Below are 19,048 nucleotides of genomic sequence, written 5' to 3' on the forward strand. Positions count from 1 at the left end.
TGGCGGTAATGATCATAGTTAAGACTCGATTTACCTTACTAATTAAGGTATACGCTCCGTTAACTGTTCCTCGTGAGCAGTCTGAACAGGAGATTGGTCATGGGTTGGTTTTGGCGATTCATGGGCGGCGGCGGCACCGAAAGCGGTGGCGGTCAGGCCTGACCCGAAAGCATAGAGTTAGAGATCGGGCCTCGGCATCGCCGGGGCCCTTTCTTTTTGCCCGGTGTCGCTCGATGCGCGCCTGGACGAAGCCGTCTCCCGCCGCTGCCGCATCGCACCTCACATAAGCGTGGCGGGGGGCGGCAAGCCCTTCTTCCCGACCGAAAAAATTTCGGCCCGACACCCGTATCCGCCCCTTCGCGCGGAAAGCCGCGGAAACGCTGGCGCGATGCCTTCGGCTCGTGCATCGGGGACGACGAGACGAATCAAATTATCGACGAGTCGAGTCTCCATTCTGTCATTTACCGTCTTGCATCGTCGCGCCGACGTGGCACTATAGGTGGTGGGTCAGCCACGGGGGCACCCCAATAAATAGTATTCGGCTGCAAGTGGCGGATTTCCGTCGTCCATCGCATATGGACCCGGAAAAACCCTTGCTGCGCCCAAAAAAAGTGCCCCGTGGACGGGTTTAGATGCTAGGATCGGGGCTTCGCCCTGAGTCGAACAAGACAGGAACAAAGCGCACCCATGTGCGCGTTTAGATCGGGGGCGAATGCGATGGATTTTCGGGAAAGCGAACGGGTGGAGACGAGCGACGTGGCGACGATGGAACTGGCGAAGAATGACGCTCCGGCGGCCCCCGAATCGAAGAGCGATTCGAAGGATGATTCGGCGCCCGCGGCGAAGCTGGGCGGCGACAGCGAGCCCAAGGTGCACGCGCGCCGCTTCGACATCGTGACCGACGCGAGCCGCGACGCGCTGCTCACCGATTTCGGCAAGGAAACGCTGCAGGACCGCTATCTCCTGCCCGGCGAATCGTACCAGGATCTCTTCGCGCGCGTCGCCGACGCCTATGCCGACGATCAGGATCACGCGCAGCGCCTCTACGACTATATCTCGAAGCTGTGGTTCATGCCCGCGACCCCCGTTCTCTCGAACGGCGGCACCGGCCGCGGCCTGCCGATCAGCTGCTACCTCAACTCGGTCGACGACAGCCTCGAGGGCATCGTCGGCACGTGGAACGAGAATGTCTGGCTCGCCAGCCGCGGCGGCGGCATCGGCACCTATTGGGGCGCGGTGCGCGGCATCGGCGAACCCGTCGGTTTGAACGGCAAGACCAGCGGCATCATCCCCTTCGTCCGCGTGATGGACAGCCTCACCCTCGCGATCAGCCAGGGTTCGCTCCGCCGCGGCTCGGCCGCCTGCTACCTCGACATCTCGCACCCCGAGATCGAGGAGTTCCTCGAGGTCCGCAAACCGTCGGGCGACTTCAACCGCAAGGCATTGAACCTCCACCACGGCGTCCTCATCACCGACGAGTTCATGGAGGCCGTCCGCGACGGCGCCGAATTCAACCTCCGCTCGCCCAAGGACCAGAGCGTCCGCGGCACCGTCGACGCGCGCGGCCTGTTCCAGAAGCTCGTCGAGACGCGCCTCGCGACCGGCGAGCCCTACATCATCTTCATCGATCAGGTGAACCGCATGATGCCCAAGCATCATCGCGACCTCGGGCTCAAGGTCACCACCTCGAACCTCTGCTCCGAAATCACGCTGCCCACCGGCCGCGACCATCTCGGCAACGATCGCACCGCGGTCTGCTGCCTCTCGTCGCTCAACCTCGAAACCTGGGACGAGTGGAACGGCGACAAGCGCTTCATCGAAGACGTCATGCGCATGCTCGACAATGTGCTGCAGGACTATATCGACCGCGCCCCGCCCGAAATGGCGCGGGCCAAGTACAGCGCCAGCCGCGAACGCAGCGTCGGGCTCGGCGTCATGGGCTTCCACAGCTTCCTGCAGGCGCGCGGCCTGCCGTTCGAGGGCGCGATGGCGAAATCGTCGAACCTTCGCGTCTTCAAGCATATCCGCGCGCAGGTCGACGCCGCGTCGATGCTGCTCGCCAACGAGCGCGGCCCCTGCCCCGACGCCGCCGATCAGGGCGTGATGGAACGGTTCAGCTGCAAGATGGCGATCGCGCCGACCGCGTCGATCAGCATCATCTGCGGCGGCACCAGCGCGTGCATCGAGCCGATCCCGGCGAACATCTACACGCACAAGACGCTCTCGGGCAGCTTCTCGATCCGCAACCCGCACCTCGAGGCTTTGCTCGTCGACAAGGCGAAGAACAGCGACGCGGTGTGGAACTCGATCCTCGAAAAGGGCGGCAGCGTCCAGCACCTCGACTTCCTGACGCAGGACGAGAAGGACTGCTACAAGACCAGCTTCGAGATCGACCAGCGCTGGCTGCTCGAACTCGCCGCCGACCGCACGCCGTACATCGATCAGGCGGCATCGCTGAACCTGTTCATCCCCGCCGACGTCGAGAAATGGGATCTGCTCATGCTCCACTATCGCGCGTGGGAGCTCGGGATCAAATCGCTCTATTATCTCCGCTCGAAATCGGTGCAGCGCGCCGGCTTCGCGGGCGGGGTCGAGGCCGACAACACCCCCGAGGCGGCGAAGTTCGAACTCGCGGGCAGCACCGATTACGACGAGTGTCTGGCATGCCAGTAATTCCCTCTCCCACCGGGAGAGGGAGGGGGGCGCGCAGCGCCGGAAGGGTGAGGGTGACGATCCCCATGCGAAGCTATCGCAATCCACCCTCCGGCACCGTCGCGCGCGCCCGGACCTTGCGCAGAGACGCCACGGACGCCGAAAAGCGGATGTGGCAGGCACTGCGCGACACCTTTGCCGCCCTCAAATGGCGGCGGCAGGTTCCGATCGGCCCCTATTTCGCCGATTTCTTCAGCTTTACGGCAAAGCTGGTGATCGAAGTGGACGGCGGCCAGCACGCCGAGGCGGCGTCCCACGACGCCCGCCGCACCGAATTTCTGCAGGCGCAGGGCCTCACCGTCCTCCGCTTCTGGAACAACGACGTCCTCGCGAACACGAACGGCGTCATGACCCAAATCTCCCTCTCCCTCCGGGAGAGGGAAGGAGCCGCGCAGCGGCGGAAGGGTAAGGGCGATCAACCGCCGGCACCCGGCCACCGCCGAACACCCTCACCTTCCCAAGGCTGACGCCTTGGGGCCCTTCCTCTCCCGGTGGGAGAGGAGTAAAGATACCAGTCCGGAGACCGTTCAATGTCCCTTCTCGAAGCCCGCAAGACCTACAAGCCCTTCGAATATCCCTGGGCGTTCGATTTCTGGAAGCGCCAGCAGCAGATCCACTGGGTGCCCGAGGAAGTGCCGCTGGGCGAGGATTGCCGCGACTGGGCGCAAAAGATCAGCGACCATGAGCGCAATTTGCTCACGCAGATTTTCCGCTTCTTCACCCAGGCCGATATCGAGGTGCAGGATTGCTACCACGAAAAATACGGCCGCGTGTTCAAGCCGACCGAGATCAAGATGATGCTGACCGCGTTCAGCAACATGGAAACCGTGCATATCGCGGCGTACAGCCATTTGCTCGACACGATCGGCATGCCCGAGAGCGAATATGGCATGTTCCTCGAATATGACGAGATGCGCGCCAAGCACGACTATATGGGCACCTTCGGGGTCGAGAGCGACGAGGATATCGCGCGCACCCTCGCGATGTTCGGCGGCTTTACCGAAGGCTTGCAGCTCTTCGCCAGCTTCGCGATGCTGATGAACTTCCCGCGCTTCAACAAGATGAAGGGCATGGGCCAGATCGTCAGCTGGTCGATCCGCGACGAAAGCCTCCACTGCGAAGGCATCATCAAGCTGTTCCATACCTTCGTGAAGGAACGCGGCTGCCTGACCAAGGCGGTGAAGGAAGACATCATCGACACGTGCCAGAAGACGGTGCGGCTCGAGGATGCGTTCATCGACCTCGCCTTCGAACAGGGCCCCGTCCCCGGCATGACGCCGAAGGAAATCAAGCGCTACATCCGCTACATCGCCGACTGGCGTTTGGGGCAGCTCGGTTTCCAGCCGATCTACATGATCGACGAACACCCGCTCCCCTGGCTCGCCCCGCTGCTGAACGGCGTCGAGCACGCCAACTTCTTCGAAACACGCGCGACCGAGTACAGCAAGGGCGCAACGCGCGGCGACTGGAACACCGTCTGGTCGAGCTTCGACAACCGCAAGAAGGCGAAGACCGGCGACGAAGCCGCCCCCGCGGGCGACGCCGAAAACGACGGCGAAGACATGTTCGCCAAAGCCGGCATCGCCGCCGAATAAGCGCACTTTCAAACCCCTCCCGCCTGCGGGAGGGGCAGCAAGACTTGGGAGCTATGCTCCCTAGTCGCCGCGGGGAGGGCCAGCAATGCCAGCCCCCCGGCACAACACACGAAGAGCCCGAGGCCAAAAATGACCGAAAAGAAAAAAGAGAAACTCCTGATCCTCAGCCAGCCGCAGCGCGCGACCCTCGAAGGCCTCTCGAACCGCCGCCCCCAACTCCCCACCGACCCGGTCCGCGACGAACTCGTCACGCTGGGCCTCGTCGTGAAGCAGGGCGCCAAATGGGCGCTGACACCGACGGGCAAGAAGGTGCTGGCGGCAAGCTCGAACCGGCGCAACTCGGGCGGGTTTTCGGTTTGACCTAGAAAAATAGTAGTAAATTGCTAAGATGGATGCGAGCTAGGATAATTAAACTGAGAATAGATCGTGAAGCGGGGGAAAACCAATGGCTGAACAATCGCCTTCAGCATCCGAAGCTAGAAAAGGTCTTCTCAAGACTTAATCTCGCGCGAGGCCCCATAGCGCACTGCGGCTATCTGCCTGAAGATGAGGTCGTAAGACTGAAACTGGCAATACGGATTGGTACGGGCTGTCAGAGTAGTCTGTGGGATTTGGGATTGCTCTGCAACTCCCGCTCCTTGCCTCCTGATGCCGGATCAAGTCCGGCATGACGATGTGAAGAGAAGCATCCGGTTCAACCTAATCTCGTCACCCCGGACTTGATCCGGGGTCCATCGCCGCCCTAGCCTCCACTCTATGCACGCCGACTTCCAGCCCTGCGCCTATATCATGGCCAGCGCGCGGCACGGCACGCTCTACACCGGCGTCACCTCGCTCCTGAATCCAGCGCGTGCGAGCGGTAAAAATCTACGGGGCGCAACTCTGGCAATCGTCGTTGCGATCTCGCTGTAGGGATTTCGCCTTCGACCGAGCATCAGCAGCGGTGAAATAGGGGCCATGCCACGTACTACTTTTGGTATTACGCTTCCCGTGCAACCCGTCGCCGTTGTTGCAGAACGAACACCCGCCCCTGTGGACGATGGCCTTCGACCGAACCCAGTTGTCATAAACGAAAAATTCGTCAGTCACCGTCCGCCCCTCCCACTTTGACCTCTTCTATCACGGATGCGGGATCAAGTCCGGGGTGACGAACGTGGAAATCACGAGAGTGGCCTAGCCCTCAATTCATCGCCGACCCCGCCGGAAACCCGCGCAGCCCCGCGACCGCGAACATCACCCCGCCGCGCACCGCCTCGGGCGAATCCGCAAGCAGGTAGAGCTTCACCAGCTCGCGCGTCACCTCGCTGTCGTCGTCAACGACCAGCCGCAACGACGAAACGCCGAACTCGCCCTTCGAAATCACCACGTCGCGGATCAACGGCAGCGGCCAGCTATCCGACGCCCCGCGATGGAGGCGCGCGCCGTCGTGCCAGATAAAGGCATCGCGCCGCCGCCACGCGCGAAAAAAGGCCGCGAAGCCGAGCAACGCCGCCACGATTCCCGCGCTCGCCAGCAGATTGCTGAACAGGATCGCGCGCAGCACCTCGCCCGCGCCGTCGCCCCCCGCGCCGTTCGCCTGCCGCACGACCAGCGCCGCCGCGGCAAGGCCGCACAGCAATTGCCCCGCCAGCAACGGCTTCGCCTTCAGCCGGCCGATCACGATCTGCCTGGAAAATCCGCCTGTCATCGCGCGCCTACATAGGAAGCGCCGCAGCGCCGCGCCAGTCCGGCGCGCAGGCGCACGCACCGGCCTCGCCCCCGACGTCGTCGCCCCTCCGCGCACCGCGATGTCACGGGCTTGCGTCTGCGGCTCGATACCGTATTATCATGGCAATACACTATGGAGCCTGCTGCCATGTCCTTCGCGCTTTTCCTCGCCGCCGCGCTCGCGGCGCCCGTGTCTCCCTCCGCGCCCGCCCCGATGCCGACGGGCGACGCGCTGACCGCCGCGATCGCCGAAAACGACGCGCGCCTCTTCTGGGCGGCGTTCGAGGGTTGCACGCCGCCGGCGCTGACCGACCTGCTCACCCCCGATTATCGCATGATCCACGATCGCGGCGGGCTGTCGGCGAAGGACCGCGCCGACATGGTCGCGGGGTTCGAACGGCAATGCGCGCGGCGCCGGCCGGGCGGCGCGGACGAAGGCTACAAGAACCGCCGCCAGCTCGTCCCCGGATCGCGCATCGTCCGCCCGATGGGCGACTGGGGCGCGCTCGAGGAGGGCGCGCATGTCTTTTTCGAATGGACGCCGCGCGCGCCGCGCTGGACGCTCGTGGGCGGCGCCAAATATATGAATGTCTGGCAATGGATCCCCGCCGAGGGCCGCTTCCGCCTGTCCGAAAGCCTGAGCTACGACCACGCCCCCGCCGCGCCCTATCCGCCGCGGGGCGCGGAGGCGGCCCCGCCCTGACGCCCGCGACGCCCGCCGGTGCGAAATAGGACCGGCGCCCCCTTTCCTACATTGCCGCCGCGTGCCAGCCTCGCGCGCTGGCTCTTTGACATGCTGAATTCTCTGCCCTCGACCCGATGAAACATCGCACTGCGCGCGATGTTTGCGATCTTTGGCGCATGCGCGGCGTGGGCGACCTTTGCGATTTTTCGGCCCGCACGCCCTTCGCCCTTCGGCAACGCAGCCTTTGCCTTCGCCGCCCGTTGACCCGGTAGCGAGGGGGACACAGGAGACCCATTATGGAATGGACCCTCATCACGATCGTCGGGCCGATCCTGCTCGCCGTCGTGCTCGCCTGGGCGATGCTCAACAACCGCCGCAGCCGCGCCGAGGAACGGCGCACCGAGGAAGCGACGCGCATCCGCCGCGAACAGGAAGACCGCGACCAGAAGGCGCGGGAGGCGGAGGGCGGTGCGGCCTGAGCCCGCGCGCGCCGCCCTCCGCCGGGGTTAACCGCCCCGGCCGCACGGCGAAGCGCCCACTGCTTCGCTTAGACGATGCTATACTGCGACTCGAAAGGAGAAAGCCCATGCAGGCCGTAACCGAAGGCGACCGCCGCAAGGAGGTGAGGAGCCTCCTCGACCAGATTCAGGCGCATCCCGAGCGCGACTGGACCCAGGCGCGCCGCCGCATCGCGACGCTCAACAAGCTGATCGCCGCCCCGCCGCGTCCGCGCGCGCACTAGAGTCGGGGCCCCAGCCCCAGCCCCAGCCACTCGTCGCCGCCATTCGTCGCCCGGATGCGGCCGTCCGTCGCATCCGGGCGCCGCGCGATGCAACGGACGGAGTTCGCGCCGGTTTCTCGTGCGAAGGCATCGTCGCCGCCCCTCACCCCCCCCGGGGGCGGCGACGATGCCGACCAGATCATGGAGAGAGAGATGCGCAAGCCCCCCGCTCTTGGCGCGCTGGCCCTTCTGGCAACCGCCCCCGCCCTTCTCGCCGCAACCCCCGCGCTCGCGCAAGCCGCTTCGACTGCTCCCGCTGTGGGCAGCGACGGCGTGGCCAACGTCAACCTCGTCGGAAAGGTCGGCCTCAATGGCAACGCCGCGATTCAGGACACGGCCGATCCCGTCGGCGAGACCGTTGATCAGGTCGACGGCGCCGTCCAGAAAAGCGTCGATGCCGCGAACCTCACCCTCGCGACGCGCGAACAGGTGCGCGCCGGCGCCGAGCTTTACGGCACCGACGGCAGCAGCGTCGGCACGGTGCAAAGCGTCGAGGGCGACGTGGCGGTCGTCGTCCGCGGTGGCAAGCTCTACAATGTACCGCTCGCCGAGATCTATCATGGCGCAGTGGGCGCCACCCACGGCCTCGTCACCAAGCTGTCGAGCGCCGAGATTCAGGCGCGCACGACCGCCGAGGTCGAATCGCGCTGATATCCGGACAAGCCGCGGCGACCTCCCGAACGGAGAGATGTTGCCGCGCGCTGGGGGAGCCGGGTGCACCTGGCTCCCCGCCAGACACGGATTTGAGAAACCGCATCGCGTCCGCGATCGGGGAGGGAGCCGGAATGCCGGCTCCCTTTCGCCGTTTCAGCTCCCCGGAAAACCCCTCCCCGAAAAACCTAGGTCCGGCGCTGATCACCAAGCCGAGCCGCCCGGCATATGAAAATGGCCCGCCCCAGGGGAGAGGGCAGGCCAGTTCGGTGCCGGCGCGCCCGATTGCGCGCCCGGCCCTCTGTTGTTCGCAGGATCGGCTATTCGGCCTCTTCGAACAGGTCAACCGCATTGGCGGCGTTCGCCGACAGACGCACCGTGTCGCCCTCGACCGCGGCGACCAGTCCCGCGGGCAGGTAATGGTGCTTGCCGTCGCCGCTGTCGGCCTTGGTCAGCTTGATGCGTTCGCCTTCGAGATGGTCGACCGTGCCGATGTGGACGCCGTCGGCGCCGACGACGGTCATGTCTTCCTTGATCGCGCTATGGTCATGCTCTGCCATGGTCATTCTCCTTGCCGCTCCGGGGAGGGAGCCTGGCGATGATACGCATGGAAAGCGAGTCGGCTCCATAGGCCAGGACGGGACGCCCGAAAGCCGCGCCGGCTTCCCAACCGGCTTCGACAACGCTAGCCTTTGCCGATGCGCTCGCTCCTCTCCGCCGCCGCCCTCGCGCTCGCCGCCGCGCCGCTGAGCGCATACGCCTGCTCGGTCGCGGCGGGTTATCGCGTGCCGACCAATATGGAACTCGTCGAACGCGCCGACCTGATCCTGCTCGGCACCGTGACCGCCGGCGATTCCGACGACGCCGGGCAACAGATGATCGCGATCGAGCCCGTCGAGGCGCTCAAGGGCGCGATGCCCTCGGCGCCCATCGCCCTCCCCGCGATGATCGCGACCGACGCTGCCGCCCGGCTCAGCAATCCCTATGAGCTCGAAGAGGCGCATCCGCAGAGCCTCGCCGGCGCCTGCGTCCGCTACATCTTCCCGCGCGGGTCGCGCGTGCTCTTCTTCCTCGACCGGCAGGACGGTGAGTGGCAGGTGTCGGGCGGGCCGTTCAGCCGCTGGGCGGAGGATGTGCTGACCGACGACGCACCATGGCTGCAGGCAGTGCGCTTCTATGTCGCGGTCGCGAAGCTGCCCGAGGAGGAGCGCGCCGCCGCGCTGGCCGCGCGCCACGAAGAACTCGCCGCGATCAACGACGATCCCGTCGCGCAGCTGATCGCCGCCGACATCGGCCGCCAGCTCGAAGGCCCGAACGCGCCGCTCAGGGATGCGCTGCTGCCGCCCGACGACGCGGCGGCGGAAAGCGCGGCCGACGCCGCTGCCGACACCGACGACGGGGCGCCCGAGTCCGACCCTTCCGGCCCCGAAGCCTGACCCCGATGCGGCTGCCGACCTATGTCTACAGCCTGATCTACCCCGCCTTCCTCGGCAGCTTTCTTTACGGCTCGCTCACCGCCCCCTTTCCCGACGCGCTGCACGTCTGGGCGGCGCTGCTGATGCTCCTCTATTTCGGCGCGCAATATGGCGAAGGCGCGATTGCGGCCTTCCCCGGAGCCGACGGCGTGCGGCGCTATGGCGCGCCCGAGGCCGCGGTCGACCTGGCCGAAACGCTCGCGATGGCGGCGATCATGGCGGCGATCGGGGTGTTCGGCGGCGCGCCGACCGGGCTCGTCGGCCGCCTGTTCGACGCAGGCAACGATAGCGATCACTGGCTGTGGATGGCGCTCGCCTTCGCGCTGCCGCCGATCGCGCGCGTCGCACTGTCGATTATCGGCCGCGCGACCGACCGGCGCAGCCACGACCTCAAGGCGCACCAACGACTGACCCTGCTCTCGCTCTCGGCCGCGACGGGAGCGATCATCGGGCTCGTCGTCCATCCGGTCGCGGGGCTGGCCGTTATCAGCCTCGCGCTCGGCATCTATCTTTTCGCCTTCATCTTCAAACCGTCGCTCGGCCGCGGCACGGTGCACGAGGCGCTGTGGGGAACCCCCGGCGAGGATTAGCACCAAGGGCGCCGCGAACCCTCCCACGGCCGCGCCAGCCCTTCGGCGACGAGTGCCGACCCGACGCTCGTTCCGCCGCGCGTGACGATACGCAGCTTGCGCCCATAACGATCGGTGTCGCGCCCCGCACTTTCGGGGCTGAACGATCCGGCGTTCAGCCAGTCGCGGAGCCGCCCGGTCGCCGCCTCGCCGAGCGCCGCTTCTTCGGCGCAGCGTGCGGGATGCGTTTCGGGCGTGTCGATGTCGGCGACGCGATATTTCTCGCCCGCGAACCAGAAAGTATCGCCGTCGACGACGCAGTCGCGCCCGCCACCGCTGTGGCAAAAGCCGAAGCGCGCCGACAACGCGTCGCGCGTCCCTGCTCCTTCCGCCGCGAAGAATGCGGCGACGGGAGCGGGCATCGCATCCGAACCGGCCGGGAAGCGCTGGAAGGTGGCAAGCACCGCGACGAAGGCCACCGCCATCATCGGTGTCAGCCACAGATTCGATCCGACATGGCGTCGCCGCCCGCGCGCCGGTCCGCGCCGGCGCGTCGCGCCGCGCCTTGGATAGTGAAAATCGGGTCCCGCCATGCCCGCGACCCTAGGGCCAGAAGCTTAGCGAAATCCTGACGAGGCCGCTCCGCTATGCAGAGCAACCGGCCGAATCAGGCCCGCTATGGCGTCGCTTCGGTCGCAATCTCAGGGCGCGCCGCGCGGTTCGCCGTCCTCGACCCCGCCGGGGCCCAGCTCGTCATCCTCGTCATCGTCGCTGCGCTCGCCGCGATAGGCGTCCATGTCGATGCGGCCCGACCGCTCCATCTGGCGCATATGGTCGACCAGATCCTGCACATCGTCGCTGGCATCGCCGCTCGGCTTCTTGTCGCTGTCCTCGAGCCGCGCCTCGCGCCGCGCCGCCTCCGCGACGCTCTGCGCCTGCGCCGCCTCATCGTCCTGCTCGCGGTTGCGCGCCTCGGGGGCGTCGTTTTCGGGTTTGCGGGGATCGTCGATCATAGCCGGCTCCTTTCAGGGGTAGCCTGAAAACGCGCGGCGCCCGGCCACCGTTCCTCAGGCCGCTGCGGCCAGTATCTTATTCTCGATCACGCGGATGAACATCTCGGGATCCTGCGCGCCGGGAACCAGCATCCGGCCGCCGAGGATGAAGGCGGGCACGCCGGTGATATTCCGGTCCGCCCAATAGGCTTCCTCGGTGCGCACCATTTCGCCGAACTCGCCCGAGCCGAGGATCGCCGCCGCCCGGTCGCGGTCGAGCCCGACCGATACCGCGACATCGGCGAGCACCTGCACGTCGCCGACATCGCGATTGTCGCTAAAATGCGCCTTGAACAAGGCGAGCTTCAGCGCGGTCTGCACCCCCGTAGGGCCGTCCTGCTCGGGTTCCTCGATCGCCCCCGCCCAGGTCAGCAGGCGGTGCGCGTCGAAACTGTTGCGCATCCGGAAAGCCGGGCCACGGTTGAAAGCGAAACCCAGCTCCCCCGCGATGCCTGCGAGCCGTCCCGTATTGGCGCGGCTCTGCTCGGCGCTGATGCCATATTTGCGCATCACATGCGCTGCCGCATCCTCGCCTTCGGGGGGCATGTCGGGATTGAGTTCGAACGGATGCCACTGGACGCGGAAATCCAGCCGGCCCGCAAAATGGTCCATCACCTTGCGGAATTTCAGCCAGCCGATGATGCACCACGGACACATCACGTCGGACACGATATCGACGCTGAGGCGCGGCACGCACGGTTCGGTCAAAATTCTTCTCCTGTCCGCGCGCGCCGTCGCACTCAGTCGGAGCGACGATCCTTGCCCGTTCGCCGGTCGCCCTTGCGACGATCCGGTCCCTTGAAATCGGGGTCGTCGGCGACGCGGCGGTCGCTCGCCCGCCGGTCCCTGCTCGACCTCTTGTCCCCATCGCTTGTCATATGCTTCCTCCCCACCACAAAGGAAAACAGAAGCGACCCGGCGCGCAGTAGCTCACATAATGGTTAAAAAGACAAGCAACGCCCGAAATCCGCCGATATCAGCGCGTCGGTATTGGGGTGGGGAGCTGCCGTTTTCCAATATTCGTCATCCCGGATCCGGGATCCACTCAACGCTGCGAGAATGGATCCCGGATCAAGTCCGGGATGACGAGGAAAGAAATATCCTCCCTATGCCGAAGGCATGGGGAGGTGGCAGCGCGAAGCGCTGACGAAGGGGCCGATGGCGCTACCGTCGTCGCCCTCCACCACCGCCTGCGGCGGAGTGTAGGGTTGGATTGCCCCCGGCAATCCAAGTCCAGTCCGGGGGACTGGACGACCCTGCACTCCCCCTCCCCACGGCTTCGCCGCAGGGAGGATTAAATGGCTGCTTCCGGCCCAAAGCCGCCACCCGAGAAACTAATATCCCGTGTCCGCCGCCCCATCGACCGGCGCTACCGCCGGCCGCGACAGCACCCACCAGCTGCCGATCATCAGCAGTACCGACAATGCCTCGACGATCATGCCCTGCACGATGCCGAAATTGGTCGGGTCGCCCATCGCGACGCCGATCAACCGTCCGGCGAGCGCGGTGCCGTAAAGCGCCGCGGGCACCAGCAACGCACGCACCCACGCCGGGACCAATGCGCCGAGCGCCGCCGTGCCCGCCGAGACGAGAAAAAAGGACGACAGATCGGCGCGCAGCGTGTTGATCGCGACGCCGCTGATCGTAAAGCCGAAGGTCTCGGTATAGCTCGCGGGGTCCAACAGCCCGCGCGCGCCGACGATGGCAAAGAAAGCCGCCCAGAGCAGAACGGCGCCGCGCAAGACCATATTGACCATCATATTTCTCCCCTGTTTGCCGGCAAGCTGCGGCATCGGGGAAGAAAGTTCAATCTATTCCGCCGCGAACGTCTCTTCGATCCAGCCGCCGCCCAGCACGCGCGAAGTGTCGGCGGCATCGTACAGCACCGCCGCCTGCCCCGGCGCGACACCATATTCGGCTTCGGCAAAGATCAGCCGGTCGTCCGCGACCTTCGCCGGCACCGGCTTCGCCATGCTGCGCACCTTCGCCAGAACGTCGCGGCCTTCGACCGCGGCGAGCCAGTTCGCCTCGCCCAGCCGCGCACCCGAAACGCCAAGCGCGCGCCGCGGCCCGACGACGACCTCCTTCTTCTCCGCATCGAGGCGCACGACGTAAAGCGGCTCGGCCTGCCCGCCGATCTCGATCCCGCGCCGCTGGCCGACGGTATAATGAATGAGCCCCTTGTGCGCGCCGAGCACGCTGCCGTCGACATGGACGATGTCGCCCCGATCGTCGGCCTCGGGACGCAGCTTCTTCACCAGCGTCGCATAGTCGCCGTCGGGGACGAAGCAGATGTCCTGGCTGTCGGGCTTGCCCGCGACGCCGAGCCCCAGCTCGCGCGCGATCTCGCGCACCACGCTCTTTTCGAGGCCGCCCAGGGGAAAGCGCAGGAAGTCGAGCTGGTCCTGCGTCGTCGCGAACAGGAAATAGCTCTGGTCGCGCGCCGGGTCGACCGCGCGGTGAAGCTCGGCGCCCGCAGGCCCCATCACGCGCCGGACATAATGGCCGGTCGCAAGGCAATCGGCGCCCAGATCCTTTGCCAGGCGAAACAGGTCGGTGAACTTCACCCCCATGTTGCAGCGCACGCACGGGATCGGCGTCCGGCCGGCTAGATATTCGTCGGCGAACTGGTCGATCACCGTATCGCGAAAGCGGCTTTCATGATCATAGACATGGTGCGCGAAGCCCAGCCGGTCGGCCACCGCCCGCGCGTCGCGAATGTCCTGCCCCGCGCAGCAGGCACCGACGCGCTTCGCCTTCGCGCCATGATCGTAGAGCTGCAGCGTCACGCCGATGACCTCGGCGCCCGACCGCGCGGCGAGCGCGGCGACGACGCTCGAGTCGACTCCGCCCGACATCGCGACGACGATTCGCCTGTCTTTCAGCGGCATCGGCAGCTGAAAATCGGCCTGGGCGAGCCCGGCGGGGGAGGAAATCGTCTCGATCATGGTTGGCGCCATCTAGGGATAGGAAGAGAAAAATGCCAGCTTTTCCGCCGTGCCTGTCAAGATATTGACGGGGGTTAAGCTTCGCTAACGGGTGCTGAAACGGGCATTTACTGGACCTTAGCTCCTGTGGGCTAGACGAGTCGCATGAACCTCGTTCCGTCCGATCTTCCGCGCATCGCCGGCGCGGCCCGACTGTCGAAGCCCGGCTTCGACATCATATTGGCCGTCTCCAGCGCGCGCCAGGCGATGCTGCCGACGGTGCGCCAGTTGCGGGCGCAGGCGCAGCGCGATCGCCATGCGGCAAAGCTTAACGCCCTTCGAAGCATTCTGTGCGGCGAACGCGGTTCGACGGAACAAAAGGCTCCTCCCGTCGTTCGCTTCTTCGATCTGTCCTACGATGCGAACGCCCTGCCCGAAACTATGAACGGCCTGTTTACCAGAGGATTTCAATCGATGTTGAATCCCTCTGATTTAGAGCATGAAGCGTCGGACACACCCCCCTCCGACGTTGCAAATATGGAATGAGCATGATCGAGAATCAGAAAATCCGTCCCGCACAGGTCATCGGCCCCTTGGGCGAACCGCTGACGCTGGACTCGCTGCCCCCGTCGACGACGACCCGCTGGGTCGTTCGCCGCAAGGCGGAAGTCGTCGCGGCCGTCAACGGCGGGCTCCTGTCCGTCGACGAAGCGTGCGAACGCTATGGGCTGACCCTCGAGGAATTTGCCGGCTGGCAACGGTCGATCGACCGCAGCGGCATGCCCGGATTGCGCGTCACGCGCATCCAGCACTACCGCGACCTCTACGAGCGCCAACAGCGCTTTTAAGGGCCGCGGGACCGGACCAGGCATGAAGAGGGCGCTTCGGGCGCCCTCTTTTTTTGCCTGCGGCTGGACAGCGGTGGGGGCATCCCGCTAGCGGCGCGCCATGGGTATCACCGCTACGATCATGAACATCGCCTCCGGCCAGCCGATCCAGAAGATGAGCTTCGGCCGCATGCCCAAGCCTTGGGCCAGCTTCAATCTCGCGACCGGCGAGCTCGTCACCGCCGAGCGCATCGACGTCACGCCGCCCGCGCCGGGCAAGTTCGCCGCGACGGTCCAGGTGTGGGTGAAGGTCAAGTCGGACGGCTGACGCGGCACCTGCGTATAAAAGAAAATCGGCGCGATTCCAATGTGATGACGATTTTGTTGCAACCCAATTGTTCATCCCGCGTTAAGCCCCCGAGTCAACTTTGGGAGTCACTCAATATGCGCAAGATGTTCATCACCCTCGCCGCCACCTCGGCCCTCGCACTCGGCGCCTGCCAGAGCCCGCAGGCCGACAAGGTCGAGGATCAGGCTGAAGCTCAGGCCGAAGCGATCGACGATCAGGCCGACGCGATGCCCGAAGGCGCCGCGAAGGAAGCCATGGAAAACAAGGCTGATGTCGTCGAGGAAATGGGCGAAGAAAAGGCCAACGCGATGGACGACAACGGCGAAATCGCCCCGTCCGAAAGCGGCGTCGGCGACACGCAGACGAAATAAGGGCTGCCTTCCCTAAAGGGCAGGGCGAAGGGCGCCGGTCGATTCCGGCGCCCTTTGTTTTGCGCGCCGCATTTTCGGTGCGCACTGTGATCGGCGTCACGCCGGCGTTCCGCAAATAGGGTTAATGACGGGTTCGGGACGGGCACACGCTTTCAGCGACCGCTAACGGACCACCCTCCCGCCACCCCAAGCGACCCGGGGCGGCGGGAGGGACTATTCCCCTTCGAGCGCGCGTAGCACGTCCTGCACCCCCGGCGCGCCGGCGTCGGCGCGCAGCGCATCGATCGCCGCCGCGACGTCGAGCTTATAGTCGGCGACCCCCGCCGTCTCGCCCGCCCATGCCGCGCCGAGCGATTTGACCAGCCGCCGCGCTGCGGCATTTTCCGACAGCATATGGACGTCGAGCGTGCCGAGTCCTTCGGCGCGGCAGTGGACGAGCAGCGCCGCGGTCATCATCCGCGCGAGCCCCTGTCCCTGAAATTCGTCGAGGACCGCGATCGAAAATTCGCCCACCGGACCGCCCGCCCGGTGTCGCACCGCATGCACCGCGCCGATCGGCGGGCGCCCGGGGCATTCGCTGCAGATCGCGCCCCATGCGATATGGTCGTGGCCGTCAACATCGGCGAGTTTGCGTACCACCGCATCGGGCAGCACCGGCGCGGGCGAGAAAAAGCGAAGATAGCGCGATTCCGCCGACAATTTGGCGATGCCGTCGCGAATCAGCGGCGCGTCGTCGGGGGTGATCGTGCGCAGGCACACCGCGGTGCCGTCGTTGAGCGCGCTATGCACCGCGACATCCTCGATCCGCGGCTGGATTTTCGCCATACGCTGCCCGTCCGTACCGGTCATCGCAGTCTCCCGATGCTCCGACGATAGGCAATGCAAGGCATCGCGGCAATCGTTGCACCGCCAAACCCTCAGCAATTTCTCCGGCCTGGATCAGTGAAATGTTGAAAGCCGAACAATGCTTAACTTTGCTAATGTTGCACCTCGAAGTCGGAAAGGTTGCGCCCCCGTGATCCCCGCCCACCCGGACATCAACCCGTCTTACGAAGTGCTCGGCGACCGCCTCGCGCGGCTGCGCCGAAGCCGGGGGCTGAGCAAGACCGATCTCGCCGACCGGCTCGGCGTCACCGTCACCTCGATCTGCTATTGGGAACAGGGTCGCTCACGCCCGCGGCTCGCGCGGCTTCAGGCGCTCGCCGACCTCCTCGGAACCTCGCCGGCCGAGCTGCTGAGCCGCGACAGCGCGCCCGGCGGCGACCATCTCGCCGACCTCGTCGGCCGGATGCGCGCCGAAATCGCCCATGCCGCGGGCACCACCCCGTCGAAGGTGCGGATCACCATCGAGATGTAGACCGTCTCTACAGCCGATCCATGCGCAGCCAGCGCCGGTCGCCGAGCCACGCCTTCGACAAGGCCTTGCCCGCCGCCGCCGCCTCGAGCCTTTTGCCCTGCATCGCCTCGCTGCGCTGAAGCCCATAGAGCGCCCAGCCATTGTTCGGCATCTGCGTCAGCGCGCCGCGGAACGCCTCGCTCGCTTCGGCATAGCGGCGCTGCTCGAACAGCGCGGCGCCCAGCGACTGTTTCACCGGGAAATACCAGTAGGGCGGCTCCTGATAGGGCAGCTTGGCCTCGATCCCGATCGCTTCGCGGTAGAAGCCTGCCGCCGCGTCGTGACGCCCCTCTGCCGCGGCGAAGCGCCCGCGCGCAACCGTTTCGGCGAGCAGCACCAGATCTGGTCCCGGCACCCCCTGATCGACCATCACCTGGAACGCGTCCGATGTCCTGAGCTTCGCCATCGCCGCCAGTTCGCCCTCGAACCCCTTGCGATCGCGCAGCCGCGCAAGGGCGGTGGCGCGCGCATAATGGCGCATCGCGCTCGGATAGGGCAGCCGCGCGTCGGGCGCGGGCATCGCGAGGATCGCCTTCGGCTCGGCGAACTGCGCCATCGCAAAATAAGGCGCCGCGTCGATCGACTGGATCCACGCGATCGACGCCGACGTGTCGGGATCGAGCAGGCTGCGCAGCCGCCGCGCCTCCTCGATCGCGGTGCGAAGGTCGCCCGCCATCTGCGCCGAGGTCACGATGAAATGGACATTGTGCGGATAATAGCCGTAGCGCACGAGCCCCTGATCGCCCGCATCGCGGATATAGGCCTCGTCCGCCCGCGCCGCCGCGACATTGACGCGGATCGAATCGGCATGCCGCCCGCGCCGCTGAAAGATATGCCCCGGCATATGCACAAGATGCGCCGCGCTCGGCGCCAGCGGGTTCGCCAGCCGGTCGGCCGCCGCCTCGGCGCGCGCCGGGTCGGTCGATTCGACGAGGTGGATATAGAGGTGGTTCGCCTGCACATGGTCGGGATTGCGCGCGAGCACCCCCTCGACCAGCCGCACCGCCTCCCCGCTCCGCCCGACCGGCGTCTTCGCGTCGGCTTCCCAATAATTCCACGGCGTCGTGTTCATTGCCGCCTCGGCCGCGAGCACCGCGACATCGTCGTCGCCCGGAAAGCGCCGCGCGACATCGAGCATCGCATCGGCATAGGCGGCGTCGAGCGCCGCGCGGTCCTGCCCCGCGTCGCGCGAATAGCGCCGCGCCACCGCCTCGATCAGCGCGCGCTCGATCGGCGTCGCGCCCGCGCGCAGCGCCATCGCGCGCTCCATCGCACCCAGCGCCGCATCCCGGTCGCGCTCGTCCATCGGCGCGTTGATGTTCGGCCCCAGCGCCGCCGCCTCGCCCCACCAGCACATCGCGCATCCGGGGTCGGCGCGCTGAGCCTCGCGGAACGACCGCACCGCACCCGCATGGTTGAAGCCATAGCTCATCAGCAGACCCTGGCTGAAATAGCGCCGCGCCCGGTCGTCGCGCGTCGACACCGGAAAGCGCGATTTCGCAAGATCGGGATAGAGCGGGATCGTCCGCCCCGCGCTCGCCGGCGCCGCGACCGCCGCCGCGATCAGCAGCTCGTTCGCCAGCATCGACCCCGCGCGCCGCGCGCCGCACGACAGGCTCGCGAGCCGGCTCGGGTCGAGCGCGTCGAGCGCCGCCGCCGAAAAGCCCGCGGGCGGCGTGAAACTCGCGGCCGACAGCCCCACGCCGACGGCCGCCGCGATCCGGAAATGATGACGCATGACAATTCCCCTTCCCCAAGGCGAACCGAAGCAGCACGCGTTTCTTACCACGAAAGCCGGAGCGCCCAAACCCCGGGTTTTTCCCCACCGCACGCCCGATCCCGACAGGCGCCCGCCGGCCGCACGTGAAAAACCGCTTTCCTACATTATTCCTATATGGTTCGCTTATGGAAATCCATGAACCAAGGAGCCGAGCCATGCCGCAGGCAATCC

26 protein-coding genes are annotated in these 19,048 nt (G+C 66.2%); 16 read left to right on the forward strand and 10 right to left on the reverse strand.

Annotated elements, in window-relative coordinates; translation table 11 throughout:
- The first annotated feature begins 717 nt into the window (after positions 1 to 717).
- The 5 genes from FG95_RS06815 to FG95_RS21045 all read left to right on the forward strand — a co-directional run bounded on the left by FG95_RS06815 (position 718) and on the right by FG95_RS21045 (position 5,219).
- Positions 718 to 2,673: a ribonucleoside-diphosphate reductase subunit alpha gene (locus FG95_RS06815; RefSeq protein WP_037554867.1), complete on the forward strand. Its 1,956-nt coding sequence runs from the start codon at positions 718 to 720 to the stop codon at positions 2,671 to 2,673.
- Between the two features lie 65 nt (positions 2,674 to 2,738).
- Positions 2,739 to 3,179 (forward strand): endonuclease domain-containing protein, encoded by a 441-nt coding sequence (locus tag FG95_RS06820; protein ID WP_052182167.1) that lies wholly within the window; start codon positions 2,739 to 2,741, stop codon positions 3,177 to 3,179.
- A gap of 63 nt (positions 3,180 to 3,242) precedes the next feature.
- Positions 3,243 to 4,307 carry a ribonucleotide-diphosphate reductase subunit beta gene (locus FG95_RS06825; RefSeq protein WP_037554868.1) on the forward strand — a complete coding sequence of 355 codons (1,065 nt, stop codon included), beginning with the start codon at positions 3,243 to 3,245 and terminating at the stop codon, positions 4,305 to 4,307.
- Positions 4,308 to 4,436: 129 nt separating this feature from the next.
- Positions 4,437 to 4,667 carry a hypothetical protein gene (locus tag FG95_RS06830; protein ID WP_037554869.1) on the forward strand — a complete coding sequence of 77 codons (231 nt, stop codon included), beginning with the start codon at positions 4,437 to 4,439 and terminating at the stop codon, positions 4,665 to 4,667.
- Positions 4,668 to 5,063: 396 nt separating this feature from the next.
- Positions 5,064 to 5,219, forward strand: coding sequence for a hypothetical protein (locus tag FG95_RS21045; protein WP_235211483.1), 156 nt, complete (start codon positions 5,064 to 5,066; stop codon positions 5,217 to 5,219).
- 268 nt (positions 5,220 to 5,487) lie between these two features.
- Here the strand turns inward: FG95_RS21045 and FG95_RS06835 are convergent, their stop codons facing one another.
- Positions 5,488 to 5,994, reverse strand: coding sequence for a hypothetical protein (locus tag FG95_RS06835; RefSeq protein WP_235211484.1), 507 nt, complete (start codon positions 5,992 to 5,994; stop codon positions 5,488 to 5,490).
- A 168-nt stretch (positions 5,995 to 6,162) separates the two neighbouring features.
- Between FG95_RS06835 and FG95_RS06840 the strand changes: the two genes are divergently transcribed.
- The 4 genes from FG95_RS06840 (at position 6,163) to FG95_RS06855 (ending at position 8,131) form a co-directional block, all read left to right on the forward strand.
- The gene (locus tag FG95_RS06840) at positions 6,163 to 6,717 is read left to right on the forward strand and encodes a DUF4440 domain-containing protein (RefSeq protein WP_037554871.1); all 555 of its coding nucleotides are present in this window, start codon (positions 6,163 to 6,165) and stop codon (positions 6,715 to 6,717) included.
- Between the two features lie 278 nt (positions 6,718 to 6,995).
- Positions 6,996 to 7,178: a hypothetical protein gene (locus tag FG95_RS06850; protein ID WP_037554873.1), complete on the forward strand. Its 183-nt coding sequence runs from the start codon at positions 6,996 to 6,998 to the stop codon at positions 7,176 to 7,178.
- A 107-nt stretch (positions 7,179 to 7,285) separates the two neighbouring features.
- Complete coding sequence (locus FG95_RS20905) at positions 7,286 to 7,441, forward strand: hypothetical protein (RefSeq protein WP_200880164.1); 156 nt, start codon at positions 7,286 to 7,288, stop codon at positions 7,439 to 7,441.
- A 192-nt stretch (positions 7,442 to 7,633) separates the two neighbouring features.
- Positions 7,634 to 8,131: a hypothetical protein gene (locus FG95_RS06855; protein ID WP_152567594.1), complete on the forward strand. Its 498-nt coding sequence runs from the start codon at positions 7,634 to 7,636 to the stop codon at positions 8,129 to 8,131.
- A gap of 320 nt (positions 8,132 to 8,451) precedes the next feature.
- Here the strand turns inward: FG95_RS06855 and FG95_RS06860 are convergent, their stop codons facing one another.
- Positions 8,452 to 8,691 carry a DUF2171 domain-containing protein gene (locus tag FG95_RS06860; RefSeq protein WP_037554875.1) on the reverse strand — a complete coding sequence of 80 codons (240 nt, stop codon included), beginning with the start codon at positions 8,689 to 8,691 and terminating at the stop codon, positions 8,452 to 8,454.
- A gap of 138 nt (positions 8,692 to 8,829) precedes the next feature.
- On the opposite strand from FG95_RS06860, the gene FG95_RS06865 reads away from it, so the two are divergent.
- Positions 8,830 to 9,567 (forward strand): hypothetical protein, encoded by a 738-nt coding sequence (locus FG95_RS06865; RefSeq protein ID WP_037554876.1) that lies wholly within the window; start codon positions 8,830 to 8,832, stop codon positions 9,565 to 9,567.
- A 5-nt stretch (positions 9,568 to 9,572) separates the two neighbouring features.
- Positions 9,573 to 10,196, forward strand: coding sequence for a hypothetical protein (locus FG95_RS06870; protein WP_037554877.1), 624 nt, complete (start codon positions 9,573 to 9,575; stop codon positions 10,194 to 10,196).
- Here the strand turns inward: FG95_RS06870 and FG95_RS06875 are convergent.
- The 6 genes from FG95_RS06875 to mnmA form a co-directional block, all read right to left on the reverse strand.
- A complete protein-coding gene (locus FG95_RS06875; protein ID WP_152567595.1) occupies positions 10,193 to 10,768 on the reverse strand; it encodes a thermonuclease family protein in 576 nt (191 codons plus the stop codon). The genes FG95_RS06870 and FG95_RS06875 overlap by 4 nt on opposite strands.
- Positions 10,769 to 10,876: 108 nt before the next feature.
- The gene (locus tag FG95_RS06880) at positions 10,877 to 11,188 is read right to left on the reverse strand and encodes a hypothetical protein (protein WP_037554878.1); all 312 of its coding nucleotides are present in this window, start codon (positions 11,186 to 11,188) and stop codon (positions 10,877 to 10,879) included.
- Between the two features lie 54 nt (positions 11,189 to 11,242).
- Positions 11,243 to 11,935: a DsbA family oxidoreductase gene (locus FG95_RS06885; protein WP_037554879.1), complete on the reverse strand. Its 693-nt coding sequence runs from the start codon at positions 11,933 to 11,935 to the stop codon at positions 11,243 to 11,245.
- 32 nt (positions 11,936 to 11,967) lie between these two features.
- Positions 11,968 to 12,105, reverse strand: coding sequence for a hypothetical protein (locus FG95_RS20910; protein WP_200880165.1), 138 nt, complete (start codon positions 12,103 to 12,105; stop codon positions 11,968 to 11,970).
- 456 nt (positions 12,106 to 12,561) lie between these two features.
- Positions 12,562 to 12,987 (reverse strand): hypothetical protein, encoded by a 426-nt coding sequence (locus FG95_RS06890; RefSeq protein ID WP_235211485.1) that lies wholly within the window; start codon positions 12,985 to 12,987, stop codon positions 12,562 to 12,564.
- Positions 12,988 to 13,038: 51 nt separating this feature from the next.
- Positions 13,039 to 14,187, reverse strand: a complete 1,149-nt coding sequence (gene mnmA, locus FG95_RS06895) for a tRNA 2-thiouridine(34) synthase MnmA (RefSeq protein WP_081933051.1) — start codon at positions 14,185 to 14,187, stop codon at positions 13,039 to 13,041.
- A gap of 132 nt (positions 14,188 to 14,319) precedes the next feature.
- On the opposite strand from mnmA, the gene FG95_RS06900 reads away from it, so the two are divergent.
- The 4 genes from FG95_RS06900 (at position 14,320) to FG95_RS06915 (ending at position 15,701) form a co-directional block, all read left to right on the forward strand.
- The gene (locus FG95_RS06900; protein ID WP_037554881.1) at positions 14,320 to 14,700 is read left to right on the forward strand and encodes a hypothetical protein; all 381 of its coding nucleotides are present in this window, start codon (positions 14,320 to 14,322) and stop codon (positions 14,698 to 14,700) included.
- 2 nt (positions 14,701 to 14,702) lie between these two features.
- The gene (sciP, locus tag FG95_RS06905) at positions 14,703 to 15,002 is read left to right on the forward strand and encodes a CtrA inhibitor SciP (RefSeq protein ID WP_037554894.1); all 300 of its coding nucleotides are present in this window, start codon (positions 14,703 to 14,705) and stop codon (positions 15,000 to 15,002) included.
- A gap of 100 nt (positions 15,003 to 15,102) precedes the next feature.
- On the forward strand, positions 15,103 to 15,309 hold the full coding sequence (locus tag FG95_RS06910) for a hypothetical protein (protein WP_081933052.1): 207 nt from the start codon (positions 15,103 to 15,105) through the stop codon (positions 15,307 to 15,309).
- 116 nt (positions 15,310 to 15,425) lie between these two features.
- Positions 15,426 to 15,701 carry a hypothetical protein gene (locus tag FG95_RS06915; RefSeq protein ID WP_037554882.1) on the forward strand — a complete coding sequence of 92 codons (276 nt, stop codon included), beginning with the start codon at positions 15,426 to 15,428 and terminating at the stop codon, positions 15,699 to 15,701.
- Between the two features lie 213 nt (positions 15,702 to 15,914).
- On the opposite strand, the gene FG95_RS06920 is transcribed toward FG95_RS06915, so the two are convergent.
- The gene (locus FG95_RS06920; RefSeq protein WP_037554883.1) at positions 15,915 to 16,550 is read right to left on the reverse strand and encodes a GNAT family N-acetyltransferase; all 636 of its coding nucleotides are present in this window, start codon (positions 16,548 to 16,550) and stop codon (positions 15,915 to 15,917) included.
- A gap of 166 nt (positions 16,551 to 16,716) precedes the next feature.
- Here FG95_RS06920 and FG95_RS06925 point away from each other — a divergent pair, with 166 nt between their 5' ends.
- Positions 16,717 to 17,058, forward strand: a complete 342-nt coding sequence (locus FG95_RS06925) for a helix-turn-helix domain-containing protein (protein ID WP_052182168.1) — start codon at positions 16,717 to 16,719, stop codon at positions 17,056 to 17,058.
- Between the two features lie 7 nt (positions 17,059 to 17,065).
- Here the strand turns inward: FG95_RS06925 and FG95_RS06930 are convergent, their stop codons facing one another.
- On the reverse strand, positions 17,066 to 18,835 hold the full coding sequence (locus FG95_RS06930; protein WP_037554884.1) for a tetratricopeptide repeat protein: 1,770 nt from the start codon (positions 18,833 to 18,835) through the stop codon (positions 17,066 to 17,068).
- Positions 18,836 to 19,048: the final 213 nt, after the last annotated feature.

The sequence above is a fragment of the Sphingopyxis sp. LC363 genome (assembly GCF_000756385.1).
Lineage (GTDB): Bacteria > Pseudomonadota > Alphaproteobacteria > Sphingomonadales > Sphingomonadaceae > Sphingopyxis.

What these genes read in the sequence shown, in the direction of transcription:
- FG95_RS06890 (WP_235211485.1), bottom strand. Translation starts at nt 12,987, where the DNA reads ATGATGGTCAATATGGTCTTGCGCGGCGCCGTTCTGCTCTGGGCGGCT.
- FG95_RS06900 (WP_037554881.1), top strand. Translation starts at nt 14,320, where the DNA reads ATGAACCTCGTTCCGTCCGATCTTCCGCGCATCGCCGGCGCGGCCCGA.
- FG95_RS06815 (WP_037554867.1), top strand. Translation starts at nt 718, where the DNA reads ATGGATTTTCGGGAAAGCGAACGGGTGGAGACGAGCGACGTGGCGACG.
- FG95_RS06875 (WP_152567595.1), bottom strand. Translation starts at nt 10,768, where the DNA reads ATGGCGGGACCCGATTTTCACTATCCAAGGCGCGGCGCGACGCGCCGG.
- FG95_RS06820 (WP_052182167.1), top strand. Translation starts at nt 2,739, where the DNA reads ATGCGAAGCTATCGCAATCCACCCTCCGGCACCGTCGCGCGCGCCCGG.
- FG95_RS06830 (WP_037554869.1), top strand. Translation starts at nt 4,437, where the DNA reads ATGACCGAAAAGAAAAAAGAGAAACTCCTGATCCTCAGCCAGCCGCAG.
- FG95_RS06920 (WP_037554883.1), bottom strand. Translation starts at nt 16,550, where the DNA reads ATGACCGGTACGGACGGGCAGCGTATGGCGAAAATCCAGCCGCGGATC.
- FG95_RS20905 (WP_200880164.1), top strand. Translation starts at nt 7,286, where the DNA reads ATGCAGGCCGTAACCGAAGGCGACCGCCGCAAGGAGGTGAGGAGCCTC.
- FG95_RS06870 (WP_037554877.1), top strand. Translation starts at nt 9,573, where the DNA reads ATGCGGCTGCCGACCTATGTCTACAGCCTGATCTACCCCGCCTTCCTC.
- mnmA (WP_081933051.1), bottom strand. Translation starts at nt 14,187, where the DNA reads ATGGCGCCAACCATGATCGAGACGATTTCCTCCCCCGCCGGGCTCGCC.
- FG95_RS06865 (WP_037554876.1), top strand. Translation starts at nt 8,830, where the DNA reads ATGCGCTCGCTCCTCTCCGCCGCCGCCCTCGCGCTCGCCGCCGCGCCG.
- sciP (WP_037554894.1), top strand. Translation starts at nt 14,703, where the DNA reads ATGATCGAGAATCAGAAAATCCGTCCCGCACAGGTCATCGGCCCCTTG.
- FG95_RS06915 (WP_037554882.1), top strand. Translation starts at nt 15,426, where the DNA reads ATGCGCAAGATGTTCATCACCCTCGCCGCCACCTCGGCCCTCGCACTC.
- FG95_RS06825 (WP_037554868.1), top strand. Translation starts at nt 3,243, where the DNA reads ATGTCCCTTCTCGAAGCCCGCAAGACCTACAAGCCCTTCGAATATCCC.
- FG95_RS06840 (WP_037554871.1), top strand. Translation starts at nt 6,163, where the DNA reads ATGTCCTTCGCGCTTTTCCTCGCCGCCGCGCTCGCGGCGCCCGTGTCT.
- FG95_RS20910 (WP_200880165.1), bottom strand. Translation starts at nt 12,105, where the DNA reads ATGACAAGCGATGGGGACAAGAGGTCGAGCAGGGACCGGCGGGCGAGC.
- FG95_RS06850 (WP_037554873.1), top strand. Translation starts at nt 6,996, where the DNA reads ATGGAATGGACCCTCATCACGATCGTCGGGCCGATCCTGCTCGCCGTC.
- FG95_RS06930 (WP_037554884.1), bottom strand. Translation starts at nt 18,835, where the DNA reads ATGCGTCATCATTTCCGGATCGCGGCGGCCGTCGGCGTGGGGCTGTCG.
- FG95_RS06910 (WP_081933052.1), top strand. Translation starts at nt 15,103, where the DNA reads ATGGGTATCACCGCTACGATCATGAACATCGCCTCCGGCCAGCCGATC.
- FG95_RS06880 (WP_037554878.1), bottom strand. Translation starts at nt 11,188, where the DNA reads ATGATCGACGATCCCCGCAAACCCGAAAACGACGCCCCCGAGGCGCGC.
- FG95_RS21045 (WP_235211483.1), top strand. Translation starts at nt 5,064, where the DNA reads ATGCACGCCGACTTCCAGCCCTGCGCCTATATCATGGCCAGCGCGCGG.
- FG95_RS06860 (WP_037554875.1), bottom strand. Translation starts at nt 8,691, where the DNA reads ATGGCAGAGCATGACCATAGCGCGATCAAGGAAGACATGACCGTCGTC.
- FG95_RS06835 (WP_235211484.1), bottom strand. Translation starts at nt 5,994, where the DNA reads ATGACAGGCGGATTTTCCAGGCAGATCGTGATCGGCCGGCTGAAGGCG.
- FG95_RS06855 (WP_152567594.1), top strand. Translation starts at nt 7,634, where the DNA reads ATGCGCAAGCCCCCCGCTCTTGGCGCGCTGGCCCTTCTGGCAACCGCC.